The organism is Epilithonimonas hungarica, assembly GCF_900102265.1.
GTDB lineage: Bacteria > Bacteroidota > Bacteroidia > Flavobacteriales > Weeksellaceae > Epilithonimonas > Epilithonimonas hungarica.
The window spans coordinates 369270-395587 of sequence record NZ_FNBH01000002.1; the positions used below are offsets into that span (position 1 = coordinate 369270).

The 26318-nt window shown below is 35.9% G+C and carries 27 protein-coding genes; 17 read left to right on the plus strand and 10 right to left on the minus strand.

From position 1 onward, the window contains the following. Positions 1-113 precede the first annotated feature (113 nt). Both BLT30_RS08855 and BLT30_RS08860 read left to right on the plus strand, forming a co-directional pair. Entirely contained in the window at positions 114-1589 is a 1476-nt protein-coding gene (locus tag BLT30_RS08855; protein WP_089873215.1) for a helix-turn-helix domain-containing protein, read from the plus strand. A gap of 4 nt (positions 1590-1593) precedes the next feature. Beyond that, on the plus strand, positions 1594-2250 hold the full coding sequence (locus BLT30_RS08860; RefSeq protein ID WP_089873216.1) for a ComF family protein: 657 nt from the start codon (positions 1594-1596) through the stop codon (positions 2248-2250). Between the two features lie 72 nt (positions 2251-2322). On the opposite strand, the gene upp is transcribed toward BLT30_RS08860, so the two are convergent. Continuing rightward, positions 2323-2973, minus strand: a complete 651-nt coding sequence (upp, locus tag BLT30_RS08865) for a uracil phosphoribosyltransferase (protein WP_089873217.1) — start codon at positions 2971-2973, stop codon at positions 2323-2325. Positions 2974-3079: 106 nt separating this feature from the next. After that, the gene (gene der, locus BLT30_RS08870; protein WP_089873218.1) at positions 3080-4387 is read right to left on the minus strand and encodes a ribosome biogenesis GTPase Der; all 1308 of its coding nucleotides are present in this window, start codon (positions 4385-4387) and stop codon (positions 3080-3082) included. A 317-nt stretch (positions 4388-4704) separates the two neighbouring features. Between der and BLT30_RS08875 the strand changes: the two genes are divergently transcribed. The 6 genes from BLT30_RS08875 (at position 4705) to BLT30_RS08900 (ending at position 10798) form a co-directional block, all read left to right on the plus strand. Beyond that, positions 4705-5166 (plus strand): heme-binding domain-containing protein, encoded by a 462-nt coding sequence (locus BLT30_RS08875; protein WP_089873219.1) that lies wholly within the window; start codon positions 4705-4707, stop codon positions 5164-5166. After that, a complete protein-coding gene (locus BLT30_RS08880; RefSeq protein WP_089873220.1) occupies positions 5163-5588 on the plus strand; it encodes a thiol-disulfide oxidoreductase DCC family protein in 426 nt (141 codons plus the stop codon). Before BLT30_RS08875 ends, BLT30_RS08880 begins: the two co-directional genes overlap by 4 nt. Positions 5589-5705: 117 nt before the next feature. After that, the gene (locus BLT30_RS08885; protein WP_089873221.1) at positions 5706-6359 is read left to right on the plus strand and encodes a DUF4290 domain-containing protein; all 654 of its coding nucleotides are present in this window, start codon (positions 5706-5708) and stop codon (positions 6357-6359) included. Beyond that, positions 6359-7666, plus strand: a complete 1308-nt coding sequence (gene murA, locus BLT30_RS08890) for a UDP-N-acetylglucosamine 1-carboxyvinyltransferase (protein ID WP_089873222.1) — start codon at positions 6359-6361, stop codon at positions 7664-7666. The genes BLT30_RS08885 and murA overlap by 1 nt, the downstream gene beginning before the upstream one ends. A gap of 165 nt (positions 7667-7831) precedes the next feature. Then, a complete protein-coding gene (locus tag BLT30_RS08895; RefSeq protein ID WP_089873223.1) occupies positions 7832-9523 on the plus strand; it encodes an SBBP repeat-containing protein in 1692 nt (563 codons plus the stop codon). 75 nt (positions 9524-9598) lie between these two features. After that, positions 9599-10798 carry a helix-turn-helix domain-containing protein gene (locus BLT30_RS08900; protein ID WP_175487166.1) on the plus strand — a complete coding sequence of 400 codons (1200 nt, stop codon included), beginning with the start codon at positions 9599-9601 and terminating at the stop codon, positions 10796-10798. Here BLT30_RS08900 and BLT30_RS08905 read toward each other — a convergent pair. From BLT30_RS08905 to BLT30_RS08920, 4 genes are all read right to left on the minus strand, one after another. Next, positions 10795-11103 carry an NIL domain-containing protein gene (locus tag BLT30_RS08905; protein ID WP_089873225.1) on the minus strand — a complete coding sequence of 103 codons (309 nt, stop codon included), beginning with the start codon at positions 11101-11103 and terminating at the stop codon, positions 10795-10797. The two genes, BLT30_RS08900 and BLT30_RS08905, sit on opposite strands and share 4 nt — an antisense overlap. A gap of 23 nt (positions 11104-11126) precedes the next feature. Beyond that, the gene (locus BLT30_RS08910; protein ID WP_089873226.1) at positions 11127-11558 is read right to left on the minus strand and encodes a DUF4395 domain-containing protein; all 432 of its coding nucleotides are present in this window, start codon (positions 11556-11558) and stop codon (positions 11127-11129) included. Positions 11559-11815: 257 nt separating this feature from the next. Beyond that, positions 11816-12478 carry a YiiX/YebB-like N1pC/P60 family cysteine hydrolase gene (locus BLT30_RS08915; RefSeq protein ID WP_089873227.1) on the minus strand — a complete coding sequence of 221 codons (663 nt, stop codon included), beginning with the start codon at positions 12476-12478 and terminating at the stop codon, positions 11816-11818. Beyond that, positions 12438-12893, minus strand: a complete 456-nt coding sequence (locus tag BLT30_RS08920; protein WP_089873228.1) for a DUF1801 domain-containing protein — start codon at positions 12891-12893, stop codon at positions 12438-12440. The genes BLT30_RS08915 and BLT30_RS08920 overlap by 41 nt, the downstream gene beginning before the upstream one ends. Before the next feature lie 228 nt (positions 12894-13121). Between BLT30_RS08920 and BLT30_RS08925 the strand changes: the two genes are divergently transcribed. The 7 genes from BLT30_RS08925 (at position 13122) to BLT30_RS08955 (ending at position 18561) form a co-directional block, all read left to right on the plus strand. Further along, the gene (locus tag BLT30_RS08925; RefSeq protein ID WP_089873229.1) at positions 13122-14330 is read left to right on the plus strand and encodes a pyridoxal phosphate-dependent aminotransferase; all 1209 of its coding nucleotides are present in this window, start codon (positions 13122-13124) and stop codon (positions 14328-14330) included. A gap of 107 nt (positions 14331-14437) precedes the next feature. Beyond that, a complete protein-coding gene (locus BLT30_RS08930) occupies positions 14438-14881 on the plus strand; it encodes a hypothetical protein (RefSeq protein ID WP_089873230.1) in 444 nt (147 codons plus the stop codon). Further along, positions 14878-15897: a UDP-N-acetylmuramate dehydrogenase gene (gene murB, locus BLT30_RS08935; RefSeq protein WP_089873231.1), complete on the plus strand. Its 1020-nt coding sequence runs from the start codon at positions 14878-14880 to the stop codon at positions 15895-15897. Before BLT30_RS08930 ends, murB begins: the two co-directional genes overlap by 4 nt. A gap of 46 nt (positions 15898-15943) precedes the next feature. Further along, positions 15944-16495 (plus strand): hypothetical protein, encoded by a 552-nt coding sequence (locus tag BLT30_RS08940; protein ID WP_089873232.1) that lies wholly within the window; start codon positions 15944-15946, stop codon positions 16493-16495. Positions 16496-16498: 3 nt separating this feature from the next. Further along, on the plus strand, positions 16499-17203 hold the full coding sequence (locus tag BLT30_RS08945; RefSeq protein ID WP_089873233.1) for a DsbA family oxidoreductase: 705 nt from the start codon (positions 16499-16501) through the stop codon (positions 17201-17203). Positions 17204-17322: 119 nt separating this feature from the next. Next, complete coding sequence (gene proC, locus BLT30_RS08950; RefSeq protein WP_089873234.1) at positions 17323-18126, plus strand: pyrroline-5-carboxylate reductase; 804 nt, start codon at positions 17323-17325, stop codon at positions 18124-18126. 3 nt (positions 18127-18129) lie between these two features. Then, positions 18130-18561 (plus strand): GNAT family N-acetyltransferase, encoded by a 432-nt coding sequence (locus tag BLT30_RS08955; protein WP_089873235.1) that lies wholly within the window; start codon positions 18130-18132, stop codon positions 18559-18561. A gap of 97 nt (positions 18562-18658) precedes the next feature. On the opposite strand, the gene BLT30_RS08960 is transcribed toward BLT30_RS08955, so the two are convergent. The 4 genes from BLT30_RS08960 to BLT30_RS08975 form a co-directional block, all read right to left on the minus strand. Continuing rightward, positions 18659-19084, minus strand: a complete 426-nt coding sequence (locus tag BLT30_RS08960; RefSeq protein ID WP_089873236.1) for a VanZ family protein — start codon at positions 19082-19084, stop codon at positions 18659-18661. 28 nt (positions 19085-19112) lie between these two features. After that, positions 19113-20096, minus strand: coding sequence for a transglutaminase family protein (locus BLT30_RS08965; RefSeq protein WP_089873237.1), 984 nt, complete (start codon positions 20094-20096; stop codon positions 19113-19115). Between the two features lie 80 nt (positions 20097-20176). Next, a complete protein-coding gene (locus tag BLT30_RS08970) occupies positions 20177-21097 on the minus strand; it encodes an alpha-E domain-containing protein (RefSeq protein WP_089873238.1) in 921 nt (306 codons plus the stop codon). 37 nt (positions 21098-21134) lie between these two features. After that, entirely contained in the window at positions 21135-22577 is a 1443-nt protein-coding gene (locus BLT30_RS08975; RefSeq protein WP_089873239.1) for a circularly permuted type 2 ATP-grasp protein, read from the minus strand. 227 nt (positions 22578-22804) lie between these two features. Between BLT30_RS08975 and BLT30_RS08980 the strand changes: the two genes are divergently transcribed. After that, positions 22805-25006 carry a RelA/SpoT family protein gene (locus BLT30_RS08980; protein WP_089873240.1) on the plus strand — a complete coding sequence of 734 codons (2202 nt, stop codon included), beginning with the start codon at positions 22805-22807 and terminating at the stop codon, positions 25004-25006. Next, on the plus strand, positions 25006-26172 hold the full coding sequence (gene nhaA / locus BLT30_RS08985) for a Na+/H+ antiporter NhaA (RefSeq protein WP_089873241.1): 1167 nt from the start codon (positions 25006-25008) through the stop codon (positions 26170-26172). Before BLT30_RS08980 ends, nhaA begins: the two co-directional genes overlap by 1 nt. The last annotated feature ends 146 nt before the right edge of the window (positions 26173-26318 follow it).

Genomic DNA, 26318 nt, shown 5'->3' on the forward strand with positions numbered 1-26318 from the left:
GTGATTTGGTTTGACAAATATATAAAAAAGATTTTCACATTTAGCGAACGTTCGCTAATTTTTTTATAAAAATTATTATGCGGATAATCGCTTTAATATTTATCTTTGATTCTATGATTGCAGAAAGCGACTATATACGCGTAGTTTTCGGACTAAAACTGAAACAACAGAGACAGAAAAAAAACTGGTCCCTGCAAGACCTTGCAACCAAAACCGGACTTTCCAAATCTTATCTCAACGAAATAGAAAACGGCAAAAAGTATCCGAAACATGACAAGATAATCCAGCTTTCGGAAGCTTTGAATTGTACTTTCGATGATCTGGTTTCGACTAAATTAGATAAAAGTCTGACGCCAATCAATGATGTTTTGCAATCTGATTTTTTCAAGGAAATTCCATTGGACCTTTTCGGGATCAATAAGAACAATCTCATCAGCATCATCAGCGATGCACCGAAAAAAGTAACAGCCTTCATTAACGCTTTAATTGAGGTTTCCCAGAATTACAACCTAGGAAAAGAACGATTTTATTTTGCTGTGATGCGTTCTTTTCAGGAATTGTATGATAATTATTTCCCGGAAGTTGAGGAAAAAGCGATCCAGTTTGCGAATGAAAATCAGCTGGAACTCAATAAAAATCTCAAGACCGAAATCTTGGAAAATCTGTTGAAAGAAAAATTCGGTTATCATATTCAGTCAAAGGATTTTTCGCATGATTATGCATTGAACAAACTTCGTTCACTATATATTCCGGAAAAAAAATTGTTGCTTTTGAACGAGCGACTGGACTTCAATCAAAAAACCTTTATTCTTGCAAAAGAAATCGGCTTCAATGTTTTGAAACTGAATCCGAGACCAAATACTTATTCCTGGTTGGACTTTGGAAGTTTTGAAGAAATTCTAAATAATTTTTACGCTTCTTATTTTGCAGGCTGTTTCTTAATTTCGAAAAAAGAACTGATTGAAAAAACCTCGGATTTCTTCGACCAAAAACAATGGGAATCTCAGAATTTTGAAGCATTGATCAATCATTTTACAGATTCGCCGGAGACATTTTATTATCGATTAACGAATGTTTTGACATCAGAACTTGGAATCAAGGATTTGTTTTACCTGTGTTTTGTGAAGAAAGATGATTCTGATAAAATTCAAATCTTGAAAGAATTGCATCTTAATCATCAGCAAGCACCACATTCCAATGCAACCAATGAGCACTATTGCAGGCGCTGGATTGCGGTGAAAAATCTGCATCATCTAAAGGAAAATGAAACTTTGACCGATGCGCAAATCTCGCATTACAAGGATCAGGGCGTGAGTTATCTCGTGATTTCCACTTCACAAAAAAACCCTTTTTCCGACGGAAGCAACAGAAGTTATTGTTTGGGAATTTTGCTCAATAATCAAACCATAAAAAAACTGAATTTTGCCAAATCGTCTTCTTTAAAAACGATTGAAGTTGGTGTGACCTGTGAAAGCTGCAGCATACAGAATTGTGAAGTAAGACAAGCACCACCGACGAGACTGGAAAAAGAGCAATTCAACCTCGATATGAAAAAATCGATTGAGAAAATCAGAAAATCATTAATTTAGGACAATGATTTTTGACTTTCTTTTCCCAAATCGTTGTCTGGATTGCAATCAGCTGATTGACAAACGAGATGTCGTTTGCGAATTGTGTCTGGACAAGGTCAATTTCTCCAATCACCAATTTTTTGAAACTAATTCGCTGATGGAAAAAGCATCTTTGCTGATTCCTGTTGAAAACGCCTTTTCTTTATTATACTATGAAAAGGAAAGCCTTGCGCAGAAAATTGTTCATCAATTAAAATACAATCACAGAGAAAAAATCGGGAAAGTCTTAGTGAATTGGACTACAGAAAGAATTGATTTCGCTAATGGAAAACCAGATTTATTGGTTACTGTTCCACTTCATTACAAAAAGCTGAAACAACGCGGTTACAATCAGCTGCATCTTTTTGGAAACGAATTATCGAAGCATTACAACATTCCTGTTAATCACACTTTACTGAAACGAATCAAACATTCCCGAGCGCAGGCTAAGAAAAATCAAAGTGAAAGACTGAAAACAAAAAATGCTTACCAATTGACAGAAAACATCAATGACAAGCACATTCTTTTAATTGACGACGTTTATACTACCGGAAACACAATGTCGAATATTGCGTGGGAAATCCTCAATAATTCCGAGAATGTAAAAATCAGTATTTTGGTGATGGCGATGGACGTTTAATCAGTTATAAATTATGAGTGATGAGTGATTTGAAAAACTCACAACTCATAATTTATAACTGATAATTCATAATTACCTTTGCAGTTTTTCGCCGTAAGACAAATCTCCTGCGTCTCCCAAACCTGGCGTGATGTAACCTTTTGAAGTTAAACTCTCGTCCAAAGCGCCAATCCAAACATTTGCATCAGGATAAGCATTCTGGATAGTTTCAACTCCTTGTCTGCTCGCAATTGCAGCAACAATATGAATAGAAGTCGGTTTCCCATTCGTCAACAGATCTTTGATAGCTTCGATAAGCGATGCTCCAGTTGCTAACATTGGGTCAGCAACGATCAATGGGCGACCGTCTAGTTTTGGGCAAGTCAAATAATCCTGTTTGATTGAGAAATAATCGTTGGCATCGTGTTTTCTGTAAGCCGCAACAAATCCACAATCTGCTTTATCAAAATAGTTAAGAATTCCTTGAAATAATGGAACTCCCGCTCTCAAAATAGTGGTAATAACAGGCTGTGTCTCGATTTCTTTTACTGTGATTTTATCAAGAGGCGTTGTGATTTCAATCTCTTTTTGTCCAAGTGTTTTACTGATCTCGAAAGCAGCAATCTCCCCGATCCTTTCCATATTTCTACGGAATTTCATTCGGTCTTGCTGCGCTTCAACGTTTCGAAGATCATTGATCCATGAATTGACAAGAGAAAAGTTTTCTGAAAGTATAGCTAGCATAGTTTGATGTATGATTATTAGATTCAAAAATATAACTTAAATCTCAAAAATTAATTAATTATTATAAAAAACCCTTTCAGAACCTAAGCTCTGAAAGGGTTGATATTTATTTTTGTCTGAAGTAAACCTCGATTGGAACACCTGTGAATCCAAAGTGTTTTCTCAGTTGGTTTTCCGTGAAGCGCTTGTATGGCTCTTTCACATATTGAGGAAGATTACAGAAGAATACAAATTGTGGCGACGGCGTTGGCAACTGCACACAATATTTGATTTTAACATATTTCCCTTTGATTGCTGGCGGCGGCAATGCTTCGAAAACAGGAAGCATTACTTCATTCAGTCTAGAAGTTTTGATCTTTTTAGCTCTGTCATTATAAACTTCCATAGCAACCTCAACAGCCTTCAGGATTCTTTGTTTAGTCAATGCAGAAACGAACAAGATCGGAATATCGGTAAACTGTCCGATTTTATTCTTGATAGCCGCTTCGAAATCACGGGTTGAATTGGTATCTTTCTCAACCAAATCCCATTTGTTCACAAGAATTACAATTCCTTTCCTGTTTTTCTGAGCAAGACCGAAGATATTCATATCCTGAGATTCCCAGCCCAAAGTTGCATCTACCATAATGATGACAACATCAGAAAACTCGATGGAACGAATGGAACGCATCACGGAATAGAATTCCAGATCCTCATTAACTTTAGATTTTCTTCTCATTCCAGCCGTATCAACCAATACAAACTCATGTCCGAATTTGTTATACAAAGTCTGGATACTGTCTCTAGTCGTTCCTGCAATATCAGTCACGATGTTTCTTTCGACATCAAGTAAAGCGTTTGTCAAAGTTGATTTTCCAACATTTGGACGACCTGCGATTGTGATTTTCGGCAAACCTTCAAACGGGTCTTTGTAGTCTGTTGTCGGAAAATCTTTCACAACATCGTCCAACAATTCTCCAGTTCCAGAACCGGTCGCTGAAGACAAGGTGTAATATTTTTCAACGCCTAATTGGTAAAACTCGGTTGCTGGCAATTCTTCTTTTGAAGAATCCACTTTGTTGACCACCAAATAAAGTGGTTTGTTGGCCTTTCTTAAAAGTTCATATATTTCCTGGTCTGTATCGGTAAGACCTTCTTCCACATTTACCATAAAAATGATAGACGTAGCCTCGTCCACAGCAAGCTGAACTTGTTTACGGATTTCCATTTCAAAAACGTCATCCGTTCCCACATCATAACCTCCTGTATCAATTACTGTGAAGTCTACGCCGTTCCAATCGGATTTTCCGTAATGACGGTCACGCGTAACACCTGCTGTAGAGTCTACAATGGCTTCTCTTCTTTCTAACAGACGGTTAAATAATGTGGATTTTCCTACGTTGGGACGCCCAACGATAGCGACAATGTTTGACATAAAATTGTTTAATAATAAGATTATTAATGGGTTACTCTTACTTTAAGAGCCCAAATTTTTTGCAAAGATACGGTTTTTTGACTGAGAGTTGTTATTCAAAATTCTGAATACAAAGTCCATACAGTTTTCATCCATTATCGAAGATATTTTTAAGGTTCGCAGAGGACTTCGACAGGCTCAGCATAAACTACAAACTCATCAAAGATTTAAAACATATAATTCTAATAATTATTCAACTTGTTTCTTTTTACATTTGTCTTATTTCTTAATTTTATTTTTGGACAAGATTTTGTAATACTAATTTTAAAATCTGAACTATGAAAAAAATATTAATTGTACTACTTGTCGCCTTCATAATCATCCAGTTTTTTCCGATTGATAAAACGAATCCTGCGACCAACGAAGGAATGGATTTTCTGAAGATCAAAAACACACCGGAACCAATTGCGAAAATCATACGTAACTCCTGCTACGACTGCCATTCCAACGAAACGAGATATCCTTTTTACAGTAATATCCAGCCTTTTGCATGGCTGTTGAAAAACCATATTGATGAAGGTAGAAAAGAGATGAATTTCTCTACATTTGCAACTTATGAACCTAAAAGGCAAGCACACAAATTGGAGGAAGCTGCGGAGTATGTAGAGCAAAAGAAAATGCCTTTGGAAAGTTATCTTTTGGGACATCCAGATGCAAAATTGACTGATGAACAGAGAAAGGAATTGGCACAGTATTTCAGGAAAATCCAGAAGGAGCTTGAAAATTCAAATGTATTATGACCACAGAAATATCTGTTAATTTGAAAGATAAATTCATTGTTTTCTATGACGGTGAATGTGGATTCTGCAATCATTGGGTGCAGTGGATATTGGAAAGGGATAAGAAGGATAAGTTCTTGTTTTCTTCTCTTCAATCGGTATTTGGACAGAAGTTTTTGAATGACAGAAATCTTCCGAATGAGGTTTTTGATACGCTTTATCTTTGGAAACCAGCGGATTTTTACTTATCTAAATACCAGGCAATTTTAAAAATTGCCACAGAAGTTGGCGGAATCTATTCTTTGGCTGCGATCGGGAAAATCATTCCAGATTTTATTGGGAATCAGTTCTATAATTTGATTTCCAGAAATCGAAAAAAATTGGCAGCAAACCAATGTTTTCTCCCGAATGCAGAACAGAGAAAAAAATTTATTGAAGAATAAAAAATTGGCTTGAGAAGCTCCGCTTAAGTAATGTTAAATGAAATTTAATCCAGAAAAACACAGACTCGGTTTTGAATTTCAAACTTTGAGCTCGAAATGTTTTATATTTGCAATATTATGGAATATAATACCGACAGAACACAACTACTAATGCCCGAATACGGGCGCAATATACAGCAGCTGGTGGAGCATTGCAAAACACTGCAAACCAAAGAGGAACGTAACGAAATGGCGCTCGCCATCATCGAGTTCATGGGACAAAGAAATCCGCATCTTCGTGATGAGGAAAATTACAAACATAAACTTTGGGACCATCTGTTCATTCTTGCTGACCACAATTTGGACGTGGATTCTCCTTATCCAATTCTTTCAGCCGATGATCTGATCACCAAACCAAGAAAAATGGATTACCCATCTTTGGAAAATGATTATAAATTTTACGGGAAGAGTATTCTTCAACTGATAGAAACAGCAATTGCCCTGGAAGAAGGTGATGAAAAAGATGCTCTGATACAAGTGATTGCCAATAATATGAAAAAATCCTACAATGTTTACAACAAAGAACATGTGCAGGATGATGTCATCTTCAGACATTTGAAAGAACTTTCCAAAAACCGATTGGATCTTACCGGATTGGATTCTCTGGACAAGAGCAAGATCTATTACGCGACAAACAGAAACAATAATAATAGAAATAACAACAGAAATTCAAATCACAATAACAACAACAGGAAAAATAATTTCCAGAACCATAAAAACAAGAGAAGATAATGAGCGGAGCTTTCGAAATAAGAGGAGGAAAAAGATTAAGCGGAGAGATCACGCCACAAGGTGCGAAGAATGAGGCTTTACAAATCCTTTGCGCTGTCTTGCTAACGGAGGATGAAGTTAGAATCAACAATATTCCAGATATCAAAGATGTTAACAAACTGATAGAAATCCTTCAGGACTTCAATGTAAAGGTAATAAAAAATGGAAAAGGCGATTATACCTTCAAGGCAGATGAAGTCAACTTCGATTATATAAAATCTAAAGAATTCAAAAAAGACGGGGCAAAACTAAGAGGCTCTGTTATGATATTGGGGCCAATGTTGGCGAGATTCGGCGAAGCCTATTTACCTACACCTGGTGGAGACAAGATCGGAAGAAGAAGACTGGATACGCATTTCCAAGGTTTTGTGGAGCTCGGCGCAGAGTTCTCTTATGATGAGGAAGAAGCATTCTACTCCTTGAGAGCAAAAGAACTGAATGGGAAATTCATCCTATTGGAAGAAGCTTCGGTTACAGGAACTGCAAACATTGTGATGGCAGCTGTTTTAGCAAAAGGAAAAACCAGAATCTATAATGCTGCCTGCGAACCTTATCTTCAGCAATTGTGTAAAATGCTGAATAGAATGGGAGCTAACATTTCTGGAATCGGATCAAATTTATTAACAATTGAAGGCGTTGACAAACTACACGGAACAGAACACACAATGCTTCCTGATATGGTTGAGATCGGTTCTTGGATCGGATTGGCAGCAATGACAAAATCTGAGATCACCATCAAAAACGTTAACTGGAATCAACTTGGTGTTATTCCAAATACATTCAGAAAATTAGGAATCGAGCTTGAGCAAAGAGGTGACGATATCTATATTCCTTCTCAGGAAAATTATAAAGTACAAAAATTTATTGACGGTTCTATACTAACAGTTTCAGATGCGCCTTGGCCAGGTTTTACACCAGATCTGTTATCAATTATTTTGGTTGTAGCGACTCAGGCAAAAGGTTCTGTTTTGATCCATCAAAAAATGTTCGAAAGCAGATTGTTCTTCGTGGATAAATTGATTGATATGGGAGCACAAATTATTCTTTGCGATCCGCACAGAGCAACTGTAATTGGAATGAATCAGGAAACACCACTTCGTGGAACAACGATGATATCACCGGATATCCGAGCCGGAAATGCACTTTTGATCGCAGCACTTTCTGCAGAAGGAAAATCAGTGATCCAAAACATCGAGCAAATCGACCGTGGTTATGAAAATATCGACGAAAGATTGAGAGCCATTGGTGCAGATATCAGAAGAATATAAAATTTAAAAGCGTTCAAATTTCTGAGCGCTTTTTTTATGCTTATTTTTCAAATTCGCATTTAATGCCCGAAAAGGAGCTTTTAGATGTCTCACTGCTTCCAATAAGAACTTTAATATGGTATTTCTCACTTATTTTGCTCAAAATAATTAAACAATCAATTGAGTATGAGAAAACTATTTTATTTTATTACAGTTCTTTTATTGTTCTTTCAAAGTAATGCGCAAGAGTTTTCTTGGGGCAAAAGACTCGGGGGAGAAGGCGAAGATGTCATCCGATCTTTGGTTGTAGATGCACAAGGCAATTCTTATGCGACCGGCTATTTTTCCGATTATTGTATTTTCGGAGAAGAATTGCAGCAGACAGAAATAGCGTCCAAAGGGATGTTTGATATCTTCATTTCCAAAACTTCCCCAAATGGCGAATTACTTTGGGTAAAAGCCATAGGAGGAACTGCCGACGATTATGGAACAGCAATAACTGTCGATTCTAATGGTAATGTTTATATCACTGGTATTTTTCAGGAAACAGTGAATTTCAACCCGAATGGAACTGCTCAAAACTTAACATCGAAAGGTGTGCAGGATATTTTTATCTTGAAATTAAATTCGAGTGGAAATTTTGTTTGGGTAAAGGGAATCGGAGGAGAACTCTATGAAGAAACAAGTGCTATACAAGTCGCATCCAATGGAGAGGTTTACCTTGCCGGATATTTTACGGGAGTTGTTGATTTCGACCCATCTGAATCAGAAAATACTATTAGTCCAATTGGTCTTGTAGATTCTTTCTTTGCAAAATTATCAGACAACGGAAGCCTCTCTTGGGTCAGGACAATTGGTGGTTTTATGACAACGCCAATGGATATGAAATTGCACAATAACAATCTTTATGCATTGGGAAATTTAAAAAAAACCACAGATTTTGATCCCGATAGTGCACAAACACATAACATTACGGCTCTTGGTTTTGATGCTTACCTTTTAAAATTAGACCTTTCGGGAAATTTCGTCAATGTAACAACTACAAAAAGCCTCAACTCTTCTACCGGAACTACGCCCACAAATCTTAGCATAGATGGAAATGGCAATGCGTATGTTTCAGGATATTTCGGAGGAAGTATAGATTTTGGACCTGATGTTGAACATAATGGACAATACACATTCACTTCTGAAAGTATGCTTACCGGATTTGTGTTCAAAGTTGGAAATGATGGGAAATTGGTTTGGGCAAATTATCCAAAACCTAGTACAGAAGAGGCTTCGTCACTTGGCTATGGCCTTGTCACCAATAAAAATCAAGAGACATTTGTAACGGGATATATTGCCGGGAATGTCAAATTTGATGATATCGAATTGGAACAGAATACAGACCATTTTATGAACGCTTTTGTTGCAAAATTAGACTCACAGGGGAAATTTGTTGATGCAAAGTTATTTGCCGGTTCCAATTTTATCGATACGCATTGTGCAGCGATGGACGCTGATGAAAATCTGTACATCGGAGGCGCATTCACTGACCTTGTGAATATTGATCCGACAGGAAATGGAAGCTATTATCTATTTTCAAGAGGTTATAGAGATTCTTATGTGGTGAAGCTTAACAATACCGATCTTAAAGTCAAGGATATCAATTCAAAAACGGACTTACTGATCTATCCAAATCCTACATCAGATATGATCTATTTAAAATCAAAAGAACAAATATCTGGTAACAAATATATTATACACGACATGGCTGGCAGAGAAATCTCAACCGGAGTTCTGGATAGCAAGCAAGAAATAAAAATCAATCTTCTTCCAAAAGGAAACTATATATTAAAAATCGGCAACAAATATCAAACAAAAATTATCAAAAATTAAATTTTATTAAATTCTGGCAATCAAATTTGCAAAAGTCTTGTACTTTTTCTAATTTTCGGAATGGAAAGTTGGGAGATGCTCATTGACTTCGGTTTGATTGCCGGAATGTTTTTTATTTTTTTATTGATTTTTTTCCTAATAAAATCCGGTAAAGATATTACACGGATCCTGCTAATTGTTCTATTTAGCAATGCCCTTTTCTTTCTATTCTATTATTATGGATATTTGCATCGTTCACGTCTAATTGGTGCTATTGCCGTATTTTTCGGTCACGGAGTTGGATATCTGCTAGGACCTGTGCTATTATTTTTACTCAAATCCCTTGTCCTTCCTCAGAAAAAAATCATCCTTCCACTTCTCAAGAACCTTGTTCCTTTTTTTGTCGTATTTGTATGTTTCAACATTCCCTTGTCTGTAGCAATGGCTACGGATTATCTTACACCATTCCACCATTTTTATATAAGGATAGAACCTTATTTTAATCTATTGGAGAATGGATTTTTGGCAACCTACATCATTATTACACTCAACTTTTTTGCAAAACTAAAAAGTGTTTTCAAGGAGAATTATTCTATCTTGGAAAAAAACGACCTCAATTGGTACAGACAACTTATAATTGGTCTTTTTATCATAATAACCATTGATTCTTTTTGCACGATCTACGAAATGTTTTTCCCAGAAATCCCTTGGAATATCGGGACGGTCATTGCCTTTTTATTTGTTGGATTCTATTTGTATTTAGGTTACAAAGGGATGTTCCAGTCCAGGATCCTTATGCCTGATTTCCTATTACAAAAAATCGAAAATGACAATACCATCAACAGTGATGATCATCTCAATAATGAAATCGATCAAATTGCTGAAAATCCGGAAAAGAATTCATCGATCAAACAATTGGATATTTTTTCAAAAGAAGAGATAGACTCAATAAAAGAAAAACTGAACAGGGTTTTAGAAATCGATAAAATATTTTTAAATGATGAGCTGAATCTCACAGACTTGTCTGACAGCATTGGCATTTCCAACAAAAAATTGTCGGAATTACTGAATCAACATCTCAATACCAATTTCTATAATTTAATTAATGATCATAGAATCGCAGAGGTCATCAAGAAATTTGAAGAAGGAGACACATCCAAATTCACGATCATGTCCATTGCTAATGACTGCGGATTCCAGTCCAAAGCCAGTTTTTACAGAATCTTCAAACAGAAAACGGGTGTTTCTCCCTCCGAGTTTATTAAAAATAAAAAAATAAAAAAGGAAGCTGTTTAAGAAGCCTCCTTTTTTTGCAGAACATCTATTTTGCTGCTCAACAATTTATATTCTCTAAGATAACTTTCTATCTTATTGATCTGGTCCTGTGTGATATTTAGGAGAAGTTTTACGTTTCCGAAGTTACTTCCGTTGAGATATTCGATATTGGCATTTACGATTTTGTAACTTACGTTATAATGATTATAGATCGTATAAAGTAAGATATCGAATCTGATCTTTCCATTCAGTTCTATCTCAAGGATTATTTCTCTCGTGGGTTTCGGAAGAAAATTGTTGCCGGTAGTTTCTTGTTTGTAGATCATAGTAATATTTGGTATTTGGTGTATTATTTAATTTTATTTTGAATTGGGACAACGACAAATTGGTAGATGTAACAGCCAACACAGATTTTGAATAAGCTTTCCAGACTTGCGAGGATAATTAATAAAAACCCTGTGATGAAAGCCTCATCATAGAATCCATTTATCATTAATAGAAAAACCAGCACGGTGAAAACCGCTCCCAATGCTGCAGCAAATCTTTTAGGTGCTGCAAAAATGGATCTCTTTTTCAGTTTTAATATGTTCGCGATTGATTTTGAAAAAAGAGCTAAAGGAGAAAATGATTGTCCTAAAGCTCTAATAATAAAATCAAAAACTAAGAGCAAAAGTAGAAACGGCCATTTAAAAAATAGAGATACGACGGCAACGACAATCACTGAAAATGCTGTCAACCTTACGGTATTTTCGTCTGTATAGTATTTTTTAGTTTGATCCATAGTTGAAATTTTAAAATAAAAAAGCTTCACCGGTAAGATGAAGCTTTATGTCATAGCTTTCTCACCGCACCCTTCAGTTCGTATTACACATCATCGCCATCTGTGAGAAAATCTGTTTCATTATTTCTTAATTACATTGCAAATATAGAAATTATTTAATTCCCACCAAATAAGTATGAATTAAATTTACACAAATTCATTATTTGTTAACATTGGGATGGTTCCGTTTTTTTATTGCATGAGAATTAGAAGAAAACTCACTCTATTTGTCCTACTTTAAATAATTTTTCCGAAGCTGCGAGTCCATTAGGATTACAACCAGGTTCACCTTCCGGCACTTTGATGTTTTTCTCTTGATAGAATTTTTCCCAGAACGTATTGGTTTTTCCAGTTTTAGGGTCGATGAAAGTCATCGGCTCTAATTTGAAAATCTGATTTTCACGAAAAGCACGCTCTACAAAATCGGAGCAATAATACGATTGCTCATCCAGAATATAGTTGAAGTTATAAGGTTTTCCAACCAAAGTTTCAGCCTTGGAAACAGAATTCGGAATTGATGATCTGAACTCAGATCTCAAACGATAAACATCGATCTTTTGCCCAGATCTTGTTTGTTCTTTTAAAAAATGATTGAGTTTTTGTTTCTGCGAACCACCTTTTGGTGCAGCGTGAAGAACATAAAGATGATGGTCTTCTTTTTTCACAATTCCGATATGGTCGTAAGATGTTTTTTTCTCTGTCTGTGTCACATTATTAATAGCTCCGGACAATCCGGACTCTACAGCAGGTACGAAAAGCAAATCGCCGTTTTCCAAAATCGAAGTATTATGAGTTTTGCAGCTTGTTAAAAAAAACAGCGCAAAAATAAGGTAAACTAAATTACTTTTTATAATTCTTCTCATAAATTGTAATCCATTCATCTACAGATATTTTTGTACAAAGTTCGCCCATCAATTCATAAGGAATATCGTCCATTTTTTTGAACCGGATACAGGATTTTCCCATATCCAGTTTCTTTTTGGAATGATTGGGAAATTCTGATACAAACCAATCTAAAATCTTTTGGTCTGCATAGATTCCCGTATTATAAAAAGCAATAAAATTCTTCTGCGAAGCTACACTTATGAAAGGTAAAGGTGTATTTTTCGCACAATGGTAACCCGCAGGATAAGTTTCCAAGGGCACGCACCAAGTGACCATTCCGTATTGCATATTCTGTTGAAAGCCTTTGGGAAGATTGCGATCAACAGTTTCTAATAACTTCCTGAAAGCATCTCTTCTTTCCTCAGGAATCTGGGAAATATATTCTTCTATGGTATCAACAAAAATCTGCATTTGATCATTTATTAAAGTTTATCGCAAAGTCGCAAAAACAAATTAAAATTGAATTACTATTAAGTCGCAAGATTTTCATTATTGAAAAAATTGGCGACTTAAAAACACAATACTTTATAAAATTTAGCCCCTTTACGATTAAATAAAATTCAATTATTCTGAATCAAAAATACTAATTTTTTTATTGAAAATTTAAACCTTATTTTTGTATCCCAAAGTCAAATAATAATGCCGAAAATATCGCAAAGAGCGCAGCATATGCCTGCATCTCCAGTTAGAAAATTAGTTCCTTATGCAACAATAGCAAAACAAAAGGGAATCAAAGTTTATCATCTCAACATTGGTCAGCCGGACATCGAAACACCTGAAACTGCTTTGAATGCTGTGAAAAACATCGACCTCAAAGTTTTGGAATACGCTTTATCAGAAGGCAATATCGAGTACAGAAAAGCTTTGACAGAATATTATCATTCTCTTGGATTTACGGATCTTACTCCTGATAATTTCATCGTAACAAACGGAGGTTCAGAAGCTTTGAATTTCGCCATTTCTACGCTTTGTGATGACGGAGATGAAATCATTATTCCGGAACCTTATTATGCTAATTATAACGGATTCGCAGGAACGTTCAACATCAATGTAGTTGCGGTTCCTTCAACGATTGATACAGGATTTGCTCTACCTTCAATTGAAGAATTTGAGAAAAAAATCACAGGTAAAACAAGAGCAATAATTGTTTGTAATCCTGGAAATCCAACAGGTTATCTGTATTCCAGAGAAGAACTTCAGAAGTTGGCAGAGATTGCAAAAAAACACGATATCGTGATTATTTCTGACGAAGTTTACAGAGAATATGTTTATGACGGTGAACAACAGATCTCAATGTTTGAATTTCCTGAAGTAGCAGACAACGTTATCGTCATCGATTCGGAATCTAAAAGATATTCAATGTGTGGTGCAAGAATTGGATGTTTGATCACACGTTCTAAGAAGATTCACGATGCAGCAATTCTTTTTGCACAGGCGAGATTGAGTCCGGTTCTTTTAGGCCAGATCGCAGCAACCGCAGCTCATAAAAACGATGCAGAATATATCGCCAAAGTAAGAGAAGAATATACCAACCGAAGAAATCTTCTGGTAGAATTATTGAATGAAATTCCAGGCGTGATATGCCCAAAACCAAAAGGCGCTTTCTATTGCGGTGTAGAACTGCCCGTAGATGACTCTGATAAATTTGCGCAATGGCTTTTGGAAAGTTATTCCAATAACAATGAAACTGTTATGGTTGCGCCAATGGGAGGCTTTTACAGCAATCCGGAGTTAGGAAAAAAACAAGTAAGGATCGCATATGTTTTGAAGCAGGAAGACCTTAGAAGAAGTGTTGAGCTCTTAAAAGATGCGATAGAAAAATACAGAACCGAATTTGGTTTGAATTAAATCAATTTCAGATTATTTCTAAAAAGCCACATAGAAAATTCTATTAAAAATTAAAATTTCTATGTGGTTTTATCATTAAATTTACACCAATCATAAAATCAAAAACGATGAAAATATTAAAAATAGGACTAATTGCATCGGCTTTTGCAATGCTTTTGATCAGCTGTAAAACTGTCGCTCAGAGTTCACAGATCGAATCTATAACGTTCAGAAATACTTATGGACGAGGCGGCTTCACATCTATAACCGCAACAAAAGATTCGTTAATAGCTACTTCAGCAGGCGGAAGAATGACGGATTACCCTAATTTCAATAAAAAGATCAATTCCAAAGATTGGGAAAAATTGGTTTCGGTTTTAGATATTTCTGTTTTAGACAAAACTCAAAATGGAGCCAGAAGAGGGGTTTACGATGGACATGATGAGATTTTCAGTATTGTTACAAAAGATAAGGAATATGAGATTTTCAATGCATCTGAGGATGCACAGAACTACAAACAATTAGAAAAATTAAAAACCAATCTTAATAATCTGCTCTCACAATATAAATAGTAATGCAGGAAAATTTTTCTTTAAAACCTTTCAATACATTCGGAGTAGAAGCCTCAGCCCGGTATTTTTCAGAAGTCAATTCTGTTGAAGAATTAACTGAAGCACTCAAATTCTCAAACGCTCAAACTCTCCCTCTTCTATTTATTGGCGGGGGAAGTAACATTCTGTTGACAAAAGATTTTGATGGATTAGCCATTCACTTGAATTTGAGAGGAATTTCAGAAGAGATCATTGATGAGAATCAGGTTCTGGTTACAGCAAAAGCTGGTGAAAACTGGCATCAATTTGTGATGTATTGTCTGGAGAAAAATTATGGCGGATTAGAGAACCTGTCGTTGATCCCGGGAAATGTCGGCACTTCTCCAATGCAGAATATCGGTGCTTACGGAACAGAAATAAAAGACGTTTTCGAAAGTTGTAAAGTACTGAATTTGCAAAACTTTGAAATTGAAATCTTAAACTCAGAACAGTGTCGATTTGGCTACAGAGATTCGATTTTCAAGCAAGAAGGGAAAGGCAAATATGTGATTCTGGAAGTCACTTTCCGATTGACCAGAAAAGAGCACAAAATTGATGTGGAATATGGCGCAATCAAATCTGAATTGGAAAATCTTGGAATCAATAACCCTACTATCCAAGATGTTTCAAAAGCGGTCATCCGCATCAGACAAAGCAAATTGCCAGACCCAAAAGTTATTGGAAATGCAGGAAGTTTCTTTAAAAACCCTACAATTGCACTTTCACAATTTGAAGTTTTAAAACAAACTTTCGAAAATATCCCCGGTTATCCGAATGGCGATCTTGTAAAAGTTCCTGCCGGTTGGTTGATAGAACAAGATGGCTGGAAAGGCAAGCAAATTGGAAGTGTGGCTTCCCACAAACTTCAGGCTTTAGTCATCATCAATGCAACGGGAAACGCAACCGGAAAAGAAATCTTTGATTTTTCTTCGGAGATCATCAATTCGGTAAAAGGAAAATTCGGGATCGAATTGGAACGGGAAGTGAATATCATTTAGAAAAAAATTGTCGGATGACTTTTAATAACTAAAAATCAAAACAGATATGGCGGATCGATCAGAAAAAGAATTCAGGCAACTCATCAGGAAACATATTGACAAGGTCAATTTTGTAAAAGTAATCCTCAAAGACGATTCTTCTATATTTGGGTTCATTGTCAAGTCATCCAACGAGTTTTTGATGATCGAGGAAACGTACGATTTCTCATTAGCAGGAACTAAAATCGTTCCTTACAAAAACATAAAAAGTATTCGTCATAACAAATTTGACAAGGTTTCTAAAATGATCTTTTCAGAAGAAGGACTTATTAAATTCAACCAAAAAGTTATTGATAAAACTTCTTTAAAAGATTTTGAATCACTTTTCAGATCGATCAAAAAACAAAATTTCCATTGCATCATAGAAAGTAGAGAAAAGAAAATCGGCTATTTTTCGATTGGGGAAATCTTAGATATCAATGAAAAATCTGTCATTATTCAGAATTATGACACGACAGGAAAGATCTTAAAAAAGCCGGATAAAATTTCTTTTAAGAACATAGAGTTGATTAACTTTAATGATAATTATTCTAAGACATTTAGAAAATATTTAAAATAAAAAATGAAAGTAGATATCTGGAGCGACACACGTTGTCCGTTTTGTTTTATTGGAAAGAAAAATTTTGAAAAAGCACTTCAGAATTTTGCTCAAAATGATAAGGTTGAAGTCAATTGGCATTCTTTCCAACTTGATCCGAAAATGAAGACCGACCTTAGCAGAAATCATTACGAATATCTTTCCGACATCAAAGGTCACTCGTTGCAGCAGACGATCCAGATGCACGAAAATCTTATTCAAATAGGAAAAAATGCAGGAATCGATTTCAATTTTGATGAAGTGAAAGTTTCTAATTCTTTCAAAAGTCAAATATTGGTTCAACTCGCAAAGGAAAAAGGCAAGGCCAACGAGATGGAAGAGCTCCTGTTTGAAGCATATTTCATCCTTGGAAAAAACATTGATGATATCGGAATTCTTTCTGAAATTGGAGAAAAATTGGGTTTCACAAAAGAAGAGATCCAAAATGCAGTTCAATCTTCTGAATTAACAGAATTGGTAAACAATGATATTTCTGAAGCAGCCTCTTTTGGGATCAACAGCGTTCCGTTTTTTGTTTTCGATAGAAAATATGCGATCTCAGGAGCACAACCTACACATCTATTTTCTGAGGTTTTGGAAAAAAGCTGGACAGAATTTTCTGAAAACAATTCAAAGATCAATATTGTAAGCGAAGGTGATTCTTGTGATGTTGATGGAAATAATTGCTAAAAAATTAAAGATATATTCTCACTTTTATAAAATAATCTCCTCGCAGATTTAGCGGATTAAGAATCTGCAAAATCAAAAAATCTGCGAGAATTAAAAATAAATAAAATATAAAAACACGAATGAAAATTGCAGTTTTAGGAGCAGGAAATATGGGTTTGTCATTTTCAAAGTCTTTTTTGAAATATGAATTGATAAAACCGCAAAATCTACACCTCATTACAAGAAACGAGAACAAAAAAGATAAAATAAGAACACTGTTTCCGGAATCAGAAATCTCGTCTTTTGACGAAATTAAAACGTTGGAAGCGGACCTTATTATCATTGCTGTGAAGCCTCAGGATTTTGGTTTTGTGGCAGAAAAATTGCCTTTCAAAATTTCGGAAAAATCAATGATTTTATCGATAATGGCCGGCATCTCTATTGATAAAATCCAAAAACTTCTAAATCACAGATCCGTCGTAAGAGCAATGCCCAACTCTCCTACTCTCCTCGGGATGGGAATCACAGGCTATACGGCAGCGGAAGGAATTTCTTTCTCAGAATTGATGAACGTTGAACGTTTACTGAATTCTACAGGACGTTCTGTTTACCTGGAAGATGAAAATCTTTTGAATGCCGTCACTGCACTTTCCGGGAGCGGACCAGCTTATTTCTATTACATCATAGACGCAATGATAAAAGCCGGGACCGAAATGGGAATTGATGAAAACTTATCTAAATTATTTGTAAAACAGACCATGTTAGGCGCCTATCATCTCATTAATAATTCTGATAAATCTTTGGAAGAATTGATAAAAGATGTGGCTTCAAAAGGCGGAACAACAGAAGCGGCGCTTAAAACATTTGAGGAAAACGAATTGAAATCAATCCTGAAAAAAGGAATCTTGGCCGCGGAAAACAGAGCAAAGGAATTAAATTCATAAACAATGCACGAGAAAAAAGACTTTTATATTTCTACCGATAAATCTAAAATGGACATAGAAACCATTCATCATTATTTATCGGAAGAATCTTATTGGGCGAAAGGCGTTTCAAGAGAAATTGTTGAAAAATCGATTGCTAATTCTTTTTGTTTCGGTGTATTTCATCAAGATTTGCAAGTCGGATTTGCAAAAGTGATCACAGATTTTACGACGATCGCTTATTTGGGAGATGTATTTATTTTGGATGAATTTCGTGGTCTTGGCCTGTCCAAATTATTAATGGAAAACATTATGAATCATCCGGAATTACAAGGTTTGAGACGATGGATTCTTTTAACAGCAGATGCTCACGAGCTTTATAAAAAATTTGGATGGAACAACATCAAAGAACCGGCAAGATGGATGGAAGTTCACACTAAGAACCCTTATCAATAAGTGGTGAATTTATAGATTTGGCAGATTTTTAATCGTTTGAATCTGCAAAATTGGCTAAATCTGCAAGATAAATATTTTTCAATTTCTTAGTTTAATTTTATTTCCGGGTTGAGGTTTTCGAAGTCCATATTCTGTAAATCCAAAAGCCGATCACAGCACCAACAGTATTCAGAATAACATCATCAATATCGAAAACACCCAATCTTGTGAAATACTGAAGACTTTCTATCAAAATAATAGCGGAAAGAAAGTCCAGGATCAGAGTCCAAAAGTTGTTGAGCCTCGGAAAGATAATTCCTAAAAATCCAAATGGAACAAACATCAGAATATTACCGAATATGTTAATGATGATCGTTTTCCAAAGAATCGTTTGCTTGATGAAACCCGCCGTTGAAAACATCGGGATCAGTCTCACAATATTAATATCATACTGATTTCTCCCAAATCCGAAAAACATCAGATAAAGCAGAAATAAGGCGTAAGACGGAATCAGTATTTTATATAATTTCCTCAAAAGACCCATACAGAAAATTCGATTCCAAATATACGAACTATTGTTGCTGTTGCTGCTGTTGTTGCATTTCTAGAAACATCCGATAAGAATTGCTTTGAGGTAAAAGTTCTTCAATCGATGGATTATTTTCTCTAATGTACATTGGAAGTTTAGGAACTTCAGTTAAATTTTTGGTCTTATCGGTTGTGATGATCACAGAAACGCCCAATTTATGACTGGATGTCCCTTTATAAGTACCTTTCACTGGTGTACAATCTTTGAAATCTCTTCCCACAGCAATCTTGATGTGTCGGTCGCTTACCCAGCAATTGTTCGTCGGGTCGTTTCCTAGCCAGCCATAACCCGGAATGAAAACTTCTACCCAAGCGTGCGTTGCGCCTTCTCCCCTCAGTTCCTGATTGCTTGGACTAATGTATCCGCTGACATATCTTGACGGGACGCCCAACATTCTCAACATTCCCAAAAGCAAATGCGCAAAATCCTGACAAACACCTGCTTTCAGCTCCCAAATCTCATCTATTTCCGTTTCGAAATCTGTGATTCCCTGCCTGTAAGTAAAATTCTCATAAATGTAAGATGACAAAGCTGTTGCTGTTTCCATCACAGACAAATCTGAATTAGCTACAGATTTTAAGGTTGACAAAATCTCTTCTTTACTCTTAATATTTTCCTGTCTTACAAAATCGATGTAAGGAAACTGATCGGCCTGTTCTTTCACGATCTGCCATTGCTCTTCGACATTCAGATTGATAATCGGCAATTCTATTGGAAAAGTTTCCACAACCAACTCAACTTTGATTTCCAAAAAATGATGCGGTTCTATGATCGTAAAAACACCTATTCTATTGGTAAAATAATCATAATAATAATCGATATTAGAATTGGGGAACAAGGAGATCTTTTGCTCGATAACTTCCTGAAAATCATTGGTCAATGGCGACAAAATAATTTGGTTCGCACTGTCTGTGACCGCAGAAGAATATTCGTATCTTGTAATGTGTAAAATGTTGAAAACTGGCATTTATAATGATGATTTGTTGATTTTCTAATTTGTTGGTGTGACAAATTGACGATTTAGCGATTTTACAATTAAACATTTTCTCAAACAACCAAACCAAAAAACTGGTGGTTAAAAATATTTGAAATTTCGTAAATATCACTTTCTATCCTGGCAAGAAAAAGCATCTTTTCCTCACGTGTCCTGGGATGTCTTGTAAACTGGACATTCGCAATACATTTTCCAATGAAAAAACCGACCGTTTCATCACTTTCACCTTGTTCGCCGGAATTGAGCTGTTTGGAAAATTTATCTAATTCATTAAGAGAATATGTAATTGAATTTGGGAAAAGCGGTTCATAGATCATCTGGTAAAAAATCCGTTCTTTTTCCATAGTTCCAAGATTATGTCGAAGGTAAAAATCATACCCGCTCACCGAACTTAGAAAATACCGCCAATTGGAATAATCATTATCCAAAAGGTCTTCGCCGTAAAGGATCCACTGTTTTCTGATCAGGTTAATACTATTTAAAATTCTTTCTATATACTTTCCCAATTCTAAAAAACAATAACCTTCGTCTCTCGCCACATAATTGTCAATAACGCCATAATAAACCATCGATTGCTTTACCAAAAGATCAAAAACACTGATCGGGTCACCATATCTGGATTGATTGAACAGAAAATGGTCTTTCATCTGATGATGAAAATCGTTGAGACATTGCCAAACATCTTTGTTGATGTGGTCTTGCGCACTTCTGGCATTTTCTCTCGCCCGGAAAATATTGCTGGCAATCGACAGATCATTATTGATATCAAAAAGCACCTTGGAGATCAGATTTCCAAAACTGTAATCATCATTATCGATCTCAATTTGATTTTCCTCACAAAAATTCTCCCAACTTTCTACAGAGGCGCCATCCTGATAAGCGATGTATCTGGTATGAAAAACTTTGAGCTGAAAATTGGTCCGCTCCATATAACGGCTCATCCAAAATATATTTTCTGCAACTCTACTTAGCATTGTTCTTAATGGTTAATTGTTAATGATTAAAACTGAATTAGTCAACAACCCAAGTATCTTTGGAACCGCCACCTTGAGAGGAATTCACAACAATAGAACCTTCCTTCAAAGCAACTCTGGTTAATCCGCCTGGAACAATATCAATTCCATCAGGACCGTATAATGCGAAAGGTCTCAGATCAACTCTTCTCGGTTGCAAAACACCATTGATGTAACAAGGCGCAGTTGAAAGCTTAATGATTGGTTGCGCGATATAACTTCTTGGATTCAGGTTGATTTGTTTTGTGAATTCAGCGATTTCTTCATTGGTAGCTTTGTCTCCGATCAACATTCCGTAACCACCACTTTCATTGGTTTTTTTCACAACCATTTTGTGCATGTTTTCTATCGTATATTTCCGTTCGTCCAGGTTTTCCATTCGGTAAGTTGGAACACTTTTCAGAATCGGTTCTTCTCCCAAGTAATATCGAATCATATCCGGAACGTAGGAATAAATGGCCTTATCATCCGCAACGCCATTTCCCATCGCATTCACGATGATGACATTTCCTTTTCTGTAAGCGTGATACAATCCCGGAACACCTAAAACACTGTCTTGGCGAAAAACCAGCGGGTCAATGAACTCATCATCCACTCTTCTGTAAATGACATCCACTTTTTTTAGGCCTTTCGTCGTTTTCATATAGACTTGATGATTTTGCACCACCAGATCGCGACCTTCCACCAATTCGATTCCCATTAATCGGGCTAAAGTCGTATGTTCAAAATAAGCGGAATTGAAAATCCCCGGTGTTAGCAGAACGACATTAGGTTTTGCACTGATCTGGCGCCCAAAGGACAATAGATTTTTTATTAACAGATCGGGATAAATATTGACTTGTTTAACCTTGATATTAGGTAAAATATTAGGAAAAAGCCTGTAACTCATTTTCCGGTTTTCCAACATATAACTGACTCCGGAAGGTGTCCTGAGATTATCTTCCAGAACATAATAACTACCATCATGATCTCTGATAAGATCGATTCCGCTGATGTGTGTATAAATATCAAATGGCACATCCACATTTATCATTTCACGAAGATAATTGGGACAAGTGTAAACCAAAGACGATGGCAAAACTTCATCTTTGATAATGAATTGCTGATGATAAACATCTTTGAGAAAAATATTGAGAGCCTTGAGTCTTTGCTTGATTCCTTTCTGTATAAAATCCCATTCCGAAGACTGAATTATCCTCGGAACGACGTCAAAAGGAAAAATCTTTTCGATTCCTTCTCCATCATTATAAACCGTGAAAGTAATCCCTTGCGTCATAAACAGTTTTTTCGCAAGGTCATTTTTCTGGTCCATCTCAGAAACATCAAACTTGGAAAAACCGGTCACAAAATCCCGGTAATGATTTCTTACTACATTATCGGACATCATTTCGTCATAAATATCATTTATTGCTGGATAACCACTCAAAAAACCATCATTCATAGCTATATTTTATGTTTTTAAAACACTAATATATAAAATTAACAGGGGTAATTATAATTTTTATATAAAATAAATTTAAAACACCCCTATCTAAAGACACATCAAAGCAATAAAATCAATTTTTATATTTTAATTAGAAATCCATAACAGAATCCTTTCAACTACAACATTTCCCTTGACTTTTTTTGTAATTTTTAGTATATTCGTTATTCATTTACACGATTTAGATGATTTACGACCTAGAGAAAGAAAACAAGGAAATCCTTGCGCGATATAAAGACCTCATTACCAATACATACCGTACCTTGGACGAGGAGCAGAACAAGCTTATCAGAAAAGCCTTTGATATTGCTTTGGACGCCCACAAGGACCAGCGTAGAAAAACCGGCGAACCCTACATCTACCATCCGATAGAAGTCGCTAAAATTGTAGCAAATGAAGTCGGCTTAGGTGCAACAAGTATCGCCTGCGCTCTACTCCATGATGTAATAGAGGATTCTGAATATACTTACGAAGACCTTAATAAAATCTTCGGCAAAACCATTGCGGATATAGTCAGTGGATTGACAAAAATATCTGTAATGAACCAACAGAACATTTCTGTCCAGTCTGAAAATTACAGAAAACTATTACTTACACTTTCGGAAGATTTCCGTGTGATTCTCATCAAAATAGCAGACCGACTGCACAATATGAGAACCCTGGAAAGCATGCATCCTGTAAAGCAGAAAAAAATAGCTGCAGAAACTGCATACATTTATGCTCCATTAGCTCATAGATTTGGACTTTATTCTATCAAATCCGAACTAGAAGACCTATCTTTAAAATATAATAATCCAGAGGTCTATAATGAAATCCTGAACAAATTAGAAACAGCAAAAGAAGTTCGTGAAAAATATGTTGAGGAGTTCACAAAAGAAGTTTCCGAACAGCTGAAAGAAGAAAACCTCAACTTCACGATCAAAGGACGCGCAAAAGCCATCAGTTCGATTTATCGTAAAATGCAAAAGCAGAACGTAACTTTTGAAGAAGTTTATGACAATTATGCCATCAGGATCATTTATAAATCCGACCCTAGAAATGAAAAATTCCTAGCCTGGAAGATCTACTCCATCGTAACAGACCTTTATCAAAGCAATCCTTCCCGAATGCGTGACTGGATCTCCCAGCCAAGGTCAACTGGTTATGAGAGTCTCCATTTGACCGTAATGGGTCCGGATAAAAAATGGATCGAGGTCCAGATCCGTTCCGAAAGAATGAACGAGATTGCCGAAAAAGGAGTTGCAGCCCATTATAAATACAAAGAAGGCTATAGAAAAAATACTGATGACCAGAGATTCGAAAACTGGGTTTCCGAGATCAGGGACGTTCTTGAGCAACAACAAAACCTTTCCACATCTGAACTTCTTGATAATATCAAATTAAATCTTTACTCCAAAGAGGTTTTCGTTTTTACTCCAAAAGGGGAGATCAAAATTCTTCCGACTGGAGCAACTGCTTTGGATTTTGCATTTTCGGTTCACTCAGATCTGGGAACAAAATGTCTGGGAGCAAAGATCAACGGAAAATTGGTTCCGATAAGTTATGTTCTTCAAAATGGTGACCAGATAGACATCCTTTCCTCTCAAAATCAAAAACCGAAGGCTGATTGGCTGGACTTTGTAGTAACTTCCAAAGCCAAATCCAAGATCAAGAACATCCTTAATTCCGAAAAAAATCAGAACACCGCGGAAGGGAAAGAGATACTTCAGAGAAAGATGCGTCACGCAAAACTGAATTTCTCCGATGAAGAGATCAATGGATTACAAAAATTTCTTAATCTGAAAACTTCTCAAGATTTATTTCTAGGCTTCCAAAACGGAACCTTCGATATTGGTGATATCAAGAGATATTCTGATAAAAAAAGCATTCTCAGCAATATCTTCAACCGTTTCAGAAAATCATCCTCCAAAGAAGAGTACGTCGAAAAGGTCGACTCTAATCTGGATATGATCGTATTCGGAAAAGATGAGGAAAAACTGAATTATTCTTTTGCTAAATGCTGTACAGTAATCCCTGGTGATAAAATTTTCGGGTTCATTACCATTTCTGATGGGATCAAGGTCCATAGTGAAAGCTGCCCAAATGCGATCAACTTAAGAGCCAATTACGATTACAGAGTTCTGCAGGCAAAATGGGTCAACGCAGAGAGCTTCAAAAACAGGATCAAAATAGAGATCGAAGGCCTGGACAGAATGGGAATGATCAACGATATCACAGCAGTTATCAGCGGTTCTATGAATATGGATATGAAGAGTATGAGCATTGCTTCAAATGATGGTATTTTTACAGGAAGTATCGCTCTCGAGGTTAAAAATAAAAGTCAATTGGAAGAAACTTTCAAACAGTTAAAAGCTATAAAAGGCGTCTCTAAAGTGAAGCGAACGTAATGCAATTATCAAAATACTTTCAACAATTTTTTCACAACAGCAAAAGCTCTGGAATTGTACTTATCATTTGTGTTCTCATTTCATTAGGTATCGCAAATAGTTCTCTATCGGAGAATTTTCAAAATCTTCTTAATTCCAATATTGGAACTGAATTTTTTCATTTGAATTATTCAGTTTCTGTTTGGATCAACGATGGATTGATGGCTATTTTCTTCCTTTTGGTAGGATTGGAAATCAAAAGAGAGCTGTTGGAGGGCGAATTATCCGACATGAAAAAAGCGAATCTCCCAATTTTCGCCGCACTCGGTGGCATGTTGGTTCCCGCTTTGATCTATTTTGCATTCAATTATAATTCCGGGTATAAAAATGGCTGGGCAATTCCAATGGCAACCGATATTGCATTTTCTCTGGCCATCATTTCATTGCTTGGAAAAAGTATCCCTAATTCTCTCAAAGTATTTTTAAGCGCATTAGCAATAGTAGATGATCTGGGGGCTATTATCGTGATCGCATTGTTTTATACAGATTCTATTGATTGGATCTCTTTAGGGGGTTGTGGCGGAATTACAATTCTTCTAATTATTTTAAACAAAATAGGGATTAAAAATCTTTTATTCTATCTGATCCCGGGATTATTTCTTTGGTATTTTATGCACCATTCCGGTATTCATGCAACTATTGCAGGAGTGATTTTAGCATTTACAATTCCAACAAATATTTCCGAAACCGAGATCTCTCCGTTAGAAAAGCTGGAACAAAAACTTCATATCCCTGTCAGTTTTGTGATAATGCCATTATTTGCATTGGCTAATACTAATATTACTTTTCGATCAGAGGTTTTTGCCAATTTTATCAATCCATTGAGCTTAGGAATTATTGCCGGATTATTTGCTGGAAAAGTTATTGGTATCAATTTATTTTCTTGGATCGTTGTCAAGCTAAAATGGAGTGAGCTTCCGGCTTTTTCAAAATGGCAGCAATTGATTGGCGTAGGATTTTTAGCCGGAATAGGTTTCACTATGTCAATTTTCGTCTCGCTTTTAGCTTTTCCTGATCAAATTGAGAATCAAGAAATTGCCAAGATCAGCATTCTGGCTGCTTCGGTTTTATCCGGAGTTATAGGCTTTGTAATTTTAAATTTCAATAAAAAACCTTCCGAAATTTAATTGAAAGGTTTATGAATTTTAATCTCTTTTAGAAGCATTTTTCTTTTCTCTCTTAGCTTCTTTCTTTTCTTTTGCTGTTTTCAGTGGTTCTTTTTTCACTGTTTTTTTAGCATCTTGACCTTTTGCCATAGTTATATATTTTAGTG

Excerpts from the sequence above, each read along its gene's own strand:
- BLT30_RS08855 (WP_089873215.1), top strand. The coding sequence starts at position 114 with ATGATTGCAGAAAGCGACTATATACGCGTAGTTTTCGGACTAAAACTG.
- BLT30_RS08860 (WP_089873216.1), top strand. The coding sequence starts at position 1,594 with ATGATTTTTGACTTTCTTTTCCCAAATCGTTGTCTGGATTGCAATCAG.
- upp (WP_089873217.1), bottom strand. The coding sequence starts at position 2,973 with ATGCTAGCTATACTTTCAGAAAACTTTTCTCTTGTCAATTCATGGATC.
- der (WP_089873218.1), bottom strand. The coding sequence starts at position 4,387 with ATGTCAAACATTGTCGCTATCGTTGGGCGTCCCAACGTAGGAAAATCC.
- BLT30_RS08875 (WP_089873219.1), top strand. The coding sequence starts at position 4,705 with ATGAAAAAAATATTAATTGTACTACTTGTCGCCTTCATAATCATCCAG.
- BLT30_RS08880 (WP_089873220.1), top strand. The coding sequence starts at position 5,163 with ATGACCACAGAAATATCTGTTAATTTGAAAGATAAATTCATTGTTTTC.
- BLT30_RS08885 (WP_089873221.1), top strand. The coding sequence starts at position 5,706 with ATGGAATATAATACCGACAGAACACAACTACTAATGCCCGAATACGGG.
- murA (WP_089873222.1), top strand. The coding sequence starts at position 6,359 with ATGAGCGGAGCTTTCGAAATAAGAGGAGGAAAAAGATTAAGCGGAGAG.
- BLT30_RS08895 (WP_089873223.1), top strand. The coding sequence starts at position 7,832 with ATGAGAAAACTATTTTATTTTATTACAGTTCTTTTATTGTTCTTTCAA.
- BLT30_RS08900 (WP_175487166.1), top strand. The coding sequence starts at position 9,599 with ATGCTCATTGACTTCGGTTTGATTGCCGGAATGTTTTTTATTTTTTTA.
- BLT30_RS08905 (WP_089873225.1), bottom strand. The coding sequence starts at position 11,103 with ATGATCTACAAACAAGAAACTACCGGCAACAATTTTCTTCCGAAACCC.
- BLT30_RS08910 (WP_089873226.1), bottom strand. The coding sequence starts at position 11,558 with ATGGATCAAACTAAAAAATACTATACAGACGAAAATACCGTAAGGTTG.
- BLT30_RS08915 (WP_089873227.1), bottom strand. The coding sequence starts at position 12,478 with ATGAATGGATTACAATTTATGAGAAGAATTATAAAAAGTAATTTAGTT.
- BLT30_RS08920 (WP_089873228.1), bottom strand. The coding sequence starts at position 12,893 with ATGCAGATTTTTGTTGATACCATAGAAGAATATATTTCCCAGATTCCT.
- BLT30_RS08925 (WP_089873229.1), top strand. The coding sequence starts at position 13,122 with ATGCCGAAAATATCGCAAAGAGCGCAGCATATGCCTGCATCTCCAGTT.
- BLT30_RS08930 (WP_089873230.1), top strand. The coding sequence starts at position 14,438 with ATGAAAATATTAAAAATAGGACTAATTGCATCGGCTTTTGCAATGCTT.
- BLT30_RS08940 (WP_089873232.1), top strand. The coding sequence starts at position 15,944 with ATGGCGGATCGATCAGAAAAAGAATTCAGGCAACTCATCAGGAAACAT.
- BLT30_RS08945 (WP_089873233.1), top strand. The coding sequence starts at position 16,499 with ATGAAAGTAGATATCTGGAGCGACACACGTTGTCCGTTTTGTTTTATT.
- proC (WP_089873234.1), top strand. The coding sequence starts at position 17,323 with ATGAAAATTGCAGTTTTAGGAGCAGGAAATATGGGTTTGTCATTTTCA.
- BLT30_RS08955 (WP_089873235.1), top strand. The coding sequence starts at position 18,130 with ATGCACGAGAAAAAAGACTTTTATATTTCTACCGATAAATCTAAAATG.
- BLT30_RS08960 (WP_089873236.1), bottom strand. The coding sequence starts at position 19,084 with ATGGGTCTTTTGAGGAAATTATATAAAATACTGATTCCGTCTTACGCC.
- BLT30_RS08965 (WP_089873237.1), bottom strand. The coding sequence starts at position 20,096 with ATGCCAGTTTTCAACATTTTACACATTACAAGATACGAATATTCTTCT.
- BLT30_RS08970 (WP_089873238.1), bottom strand. The coding sequence starts at position 21,097 with ATGCTAAGTAGAGTTGCAGAAAATATATTTTGGATGAGCCGTTATATG.
- BLT30_RS08975 (WP_089873239.1), bottom strand. The coding sequence starts at position 22,577 with ATGAATGATGGTTTTTTGAGTGGTTATCCAGCAATAAATGATATTTAT.
- BLT30_RS08980 (WP_089873240.1), top strand. The coding sequence starts at position 22,805 with ATGATTTACGACCTAGAGAAAGAAAACAAGGAAATCCTTGCGCGATAT.
- nhaA (WP_089873241.1), top strand. The coding sequence starts at position 25,006 with ATGCAATTATCAAAATACTTTCAACAATTTTTTCACAACAGCAAAAGC.